We start from the raw sequence: 1,345 nt of genomic DNA, 5'->3' as shown, positions 1-1,345 counted from the left end.
GAAGAAGAACCCGGGCACGGTCTCGCTCGAGATGTTCACGAAGCGCTTCACTCCGAAACGCACCGCAGCCTCGAGCACATTGAAGGTCGCCATCAGGTTGGTGCGGAAGACAACGTGTGCCGGGTTGCCGGTCGGCTCGGGGATGGCGGCGACATGCACGACCGCGTCGGCGCCACGCACGACGGCGAAGGCCTCGCCCGCATCGGTGAGGTCGGCCATCATGTAGCGCGCCGAGCCCTCCTCACGCCTTTCGAATCCGGGGCGTGAGAGGTCGGTGGCGAGCACGTCGTGACCTGCGTCGAGAAGCGCCTGGGTGGCGGCGCGTCCGACCTTGCCGTGTGCGCCGGTGATGACTACCTTCATGTTTCTATCCTTTTTTTCTTGAGGGAGGGCTGCGGGCTATTTGCGCTGACGACGCCACATATTGAGAGCGACCGCGGCGACGATGATCACACCGCTGAACACCTGCTGCCAGTAGGCCGAGATGCCGAGGAGGATCAGCGCGTTCTGGATGAGGAGCAGAAGTGAGGTTCCGAGCGCGGTGCCGAGGATACCCCCCACGCCGCCGAAGAGGCTGGCGCCACCGATCACCGCAGCACCGATCGCCAGCAGCTCATAGCCGTTTCCGGCCGCGGGCTGTCCCACGCTGAGACGGGCGGTCTCGAGGATTCCCGACACCGAGGCGAGCGAGGCCGAGATCACGAAGACCGCGATCTTGACCCGACGCACGCGGATGCCCGAGAGCTTCGCCGCCTCCTCATTGGAGCCCACGAAGTAGATGTGTCGGCCGAAGGTGGTGCGGGTCAGCACGAGATGCGCGACGACCGCGATCACCACTGCCACCCACACGGGAATGGGAACGCCGAGCGCAGAACCCTGGCCGAGGTTGAGGAATTCCGGCGGGAAACCGCTGATCGTGGAGCCGCTGGTGATGCCGAGGCTGAGACCGCGGGCAACCGCGAGCATCCCGAGCGTCACGACGAACGAGGGTATGCCAACGTAGGCATTGATGACTCCGTTGATCAGCCCGACGACGGCCCCTCCCAACAGCGCGAAGAGCACGGCGAGCACCGGGGGTATCCCGATGGTGACCATGAACTCGCCGGTGAGCACACTCACCAGCGCGACTGTCGATCCCACGGAGAGGTCGATGCCGCCGATGAGGATGACGAAGGTCATTCCCACGCTGATGATCAGCGCGAGTGCGATTTGCCGTCCCACAACGGTGAGGTTGCCCGCCGTGAGGAAGTAGGGCGACGCAAACGAGAGGTAGACGACGAGGAGCACGACCACGCCGGCGAGGGTAGCCTCGCGTGCCCCGACGATCTTCCGAACTCCGAGGCGG

General features: G+C 65.1%; 2 protein-coding genes. Both read right to left on the bottom strand.

Going from position 1 to position 1,345, the window contains the following annotated elements; translation table 11 throughout:
• A partial coding sequence (locus VLI63_RS14015) for an NAD-dependent epimerase/dehydratase family protein (protein ID WP_409157477.1) occupies window positions 1–363 on the bottom strand: 363 nt, incomplete at its 3' end.
• A gap of 36 nt (window positions 364–399) precedes the next feature.
• On the bottom strand, window positions 400–1,345 hold a 946-nt coding region (locus tag VLI63_RS14010; RefSeq protein WP_409157476.1), incomplete at its 5' end, for an ABC transporter permease.

It is taken from the genome of Lacisediminihabitans sp. H27-G8 (genome assembly GCF_046156175.1).
In the GTDB taxonomy this organism is placed as follows: domain Bacteria; phylum Actinomycetota; class Actinomycetes; order Actinomycetales; family Microbacteriaceae; genus Lacisediminihabitans.
The sequence above is the reverse complement of the archived record's forward strand: the minus strand, read 5'-3'. Positions and strand labels throughout refer to the sequence as shown.